This window comes from Streptomyces ipomoeae 91-03 (assembly GCF_000317595.1).
GTDB lineage: Bacteria > Actinomycetota > Actinomycetes > Streptomycetales > Streptomycetaceae > Streptomyces > Streptomyces ipomoeae.
Map to the genome: position 1 here is coordinate 1 of NZ_AEJC01000196.1, position 3304 is coordinate 3304.

Consider the following 3304-nt stretch of genomic DNA (forward strand, 5'->3'; position numbering starts at 1 on the left):
CTCTTCGTGTGCCCGCTTCAAAGCCCTCGGCGTGGACTCGGCGGCAGCGGGGACGGGATGTGGTGCATACCTGTGTGACCGGTGGGGATCCGTCCGACGGGCTGCCAGGCGGAGGTCGTCGTGGCCGTGGGACCCGACTGGGTCTCACGCTGGGTGGCGCGATGCCCAGTCGCGTGCCGGGCACCGTACGAGCCGGAGTCGGGCGAGCCCGTACCGCGACTGCCCGAGCTGTGCGAAAGGTTCCCGAAGCCGGTGAACCCCAGCTCCTCCTCGCCGTGCCGGTCACCCGGCAGGGCCCGATAGGACTTGACCCACTCGGCGTAGAGCATGTCGTAGATCGGCGTGGGCGATGGGCCGCCCGAAGGATCCTGGGCCGACCGCATGGAAGGGACCGACTGATAGGACTGGCGGCGGGGAACGTCAAATGCGTGCACGCCAATGCCAACGACCCCACGGCCCAAGGGATGCGCCAGGTCCACCATTCAGCCTCCGGCCGAGGGCCGAGCCCTGGAGGGGCGCGGGTCGGTGTCGGTTTGCGGCTCCGCCGCGTGGGCGTGACCAGCCACAGACGGTCCGCGGTCAACCCGTCAGTCGCATTGCCACGGCGATTGGCACGGCTTTCCGAGCGGAGCGCTCACGTCCCGGCCAGCGGCAGCGTGGCGGCGACCAACTTGCCGGAGGCGGCGGCCTTGTCGAGTGCCTCCCGCAGCAGATCCTCCCGAGGCTGCCGCCCGATGGACCCCACCGGCGCCGCGAACATCAACACCTGCTGATGCTTGTTCGCGGCGGCCCGCCAGCTGTCGGCCACCTGCAGCGCCTGATGTGCCTGCCACCAGGCGACCGGCGAACCACCGGAGGTCCCCGACTGGAGGATGGCGTGCAGCTGGCCCATGGCGAGCAGCACGGACCAGCCGTGCAGCACGGGCGGTACGGAGTCGATCTGGGGCAGCGGCATGAAGCCCTGCTCGATGAGCAGAGGCAGGAAGTCGTCACCGGCGCCGGTCGAACCCGGGCGCGCGATGGGTGCGGTCGGCTCGACGACCAGCGCGGGGTGCAACTCCCCGCTGAGCAGGATCAGTCCGCTGGTGACACCGAGTACGGCCTGCTCGGGCGCGGCCTGGGCCGGGGCGTCCGCGGTGATGGAGCGGGCGGCGCCCTGCAGCTGCTCCTCGGTGACCTGGACGACCTGGGAGGGCAGACAGGTGGCGTGGGCGAAGGCGAGGACGGCTGTCTCGTCGCCGACGAACAGGACGGTGCTGGTGCGTTCCTGCTCGGAGTCGCCGGGGGTGCGGCAGGACGTGCAGTCGTAGCCGCCGGGGGCGTTCTCTCCGGCGAGCAGCCGGTCGGCTTCTTCGTCGCCGATCTCGGCGCGTACCTCGTCGCTGACGTCGAGCATGCGCGGCACGGGTGGCTCCTCGGGATGCGGTGCGTGTCGGGTGCCGGGTGGCGCCCGGCCCATGAGCACGGTGGTTCCGGCTCATGAAGATGACAACGGCCGATGTGTGGCCCGAGTCACGCCCGGCGATGAATGGAATCGAACCATCCAGCGCACAGGGTGAATCCATGCGCGGAATCCGTTACACCGTGTCAACTTCGTGAATTGTCCAGGCAGTTGTCCCGGTGAGGTGGGTCACAGATCGTCGTGGCGTCCGGCCGGCAAATCCGGAAATCAGCGAATGAAGTGGGTGGCCTGAAATGATCCCTACTCCCGGTAACAGGGTACTGGCCTCGTACGACAGGTCATTGGTTGCTGACGGACGGTCAACCTCCCTAGATTCCCCGCCGTGTGCAACGAGCACCGCTCGGGTACGTCCGCCGGCCGGCACCACAGCAGGCTTGAGCACCACCGCCGGCGGACGGGGCTGAGCGCGTCACTCGCGTCCTGGGCGACACGAGTCGCGCCCCGCCTTGGGGGACCCCGAGTCCTCGGAGAGGGAAATACATGTCCGCATGTGCCGACAACACACGCGAGAAAGCTCGCAAGACGCAGAGCGTCCGTAGCACGCAGGACGTCCGCAGGACGCGTACGACGGCGGTCCTCGCCGGGGCGGCGCTGCTCGCCCCGCTCGGGCTGCTGACCGTCACCGGCAACGCGGCTGCGGCCGACAGCGGAGTGTGGGACCGCATCGCCAAGTGCGAGAGCGGCGGCAACTGGCACATCAACACCGGCAACGGCTACTACGGCGGCCTCCAGTTCGCCGCCAGTACGTGGCGTGCCTACGGCGGCACGGCCTACGCGGCCACCGCCGACAAGGCCTCCAAGGCCCAGCAGATCGCGATCGCCACGAAGGTGCAGCGCGCCCAGGGCTGGGGCGCCTGGCCCACCTGCTCCGCGCGCGCCGGAGCGTACGGCAGCGCACCCGGCGCGCCCTCCACCGGCTCGGCGTCCACGAAGACGACCAAGCCCACCAAGTCGACCAAGTCGACCAAGCCCGCCAAGTCGGCCTCGTCGAGTGCGCCGTCGCGCACGTCCAGTCACCCGGACCGCAGCACGTCCCGGGACGACTACACCGTCCGGCAGGGCGACACGCTGAGCGGCATCGCCGCCGAGCACGGGACCACCTGGCGGCAGGTCTACGCCGCCAACAGGGCCGTCATCGGCGCCGACCCCAACCTCATCGTGCCCGGGCAGCGACTCGACCTCTGACCGCTCCCCTCACGGCATTTCCGCCGCCTCGCCGGCGAACGCCACCGCCCCGCGCCGGAGCTCGTAGACGAGCTTCGGCGTTCGGCGTGGGCCCGCGCCGCGCAGCCCCGGTGGCAGACGCTGTTCGGCGACGACCACGCAGGCGTCGAGTCCCCGCAGCAGCTCGTACGTGCGGGCCGCGATCGCCGGTGACATGCCCTGGGTGGGCTCGTCCACGAGGACGACACGCGCGCGTGCCAGCAGGGCACGGGACAGCGCGACCATGCGCTGCTCACCGCCGGAGAGGGTGCCGGCGCGGCGGGGGAGGAGCGGTCCGAGCGGGGGGTAGGCGTCCAGGGCGTACGAGAAGTCCGGCGCGGCGAGTTCGAGGTTCTCGCGCACGGTGAGGGAGCCGAAGACGGCCCGCCGCTCCGGTACGAGGACGAGCCCCCGCCGGGCCCGCTCGTACGCCGGCACCCGTGTCACGTCCGTCCCGTCCCACACCACGGCCCCGCCGGAGAGCGGGACCGTGCCCGCGAGGGCACGCAGCGCGGTCGTACGGCCGGAGCCGTTGCGGCCCAACAGCACGGTCAGGCCCGGACCGGGCGCGGCGAGGGTGACGCCGTGCAGCGCCTCCAGGGGGCCGTAGCGGACGCGGGCGTGTCTCAGGGAGAGCAA

General features: G+C 71.2%; 4 protein-coding genes. 1 reads left to right on the forward strand and 3 read right to left on the reverse strand.

The window, feature by feature from the left end; translation table 11 throughout:
- Window positions 1–17: 17 nt before the first annotated feature.
- Together STRIP9103_RS13055 and STRIP9103_RS13060 are read right to left on the reverse strand one after the other, a co-directional pair.
- Window positions 18–383 (reverse strand): hypothetical protein, encoded by a 366-nt coding sequence (locus STRIP9103_RS13055; protein WP_048820200.1) that lies wholly within the window; start codon window positions 381–383, stop codon window positions 18–20.
- A 251-nt stretch (window positions 384–634) separates the two neighbouring features.
- Window positions 635–1405 (reverse strand): hypothetical protein, encoded by a 771-nt coding sequence (locus STRIP9103_RS13060; RefSeq protein WP_009309635.1) that lies wholly within the window; start codon window positions 1403–1405, stop codon window positions 635–637.
- A gap of 537 nt (window positions 1406–1942) precedes the next feature.
- Here STRIP9103_RS13060 and STRIP9103_RS13065 point away from each other — a divergent pair.
- The gene (locus STRIP9103_RS13065; RefSeq protein WP_009309630.1) at window positions 1943–2647 is read left to right on the forward strand and encodes a LysM peptidoglycan-binding domain-containing protein; all 705 of its coding nucleotides are present in this window, start codon (window positions 1943–1945) and stop codon (window positions 2645–2647) included.
- Between the two features lie 9 nt (window positions 2648–2656).
- On the opposite strand, the gene STRIP9103_RS13070 is transcribed toward STRIP9103_RS13065, so the two are convergent.
- Window positions 2657–3304, reverse strand: coding sequence for an ABC transporter ATP-binding protein (locus STRIP9103_RS13070; protein ID WP_009309631.1), 648 nt, complete (start codon window positions 3302–3304; stop codon window positions 2657–2659).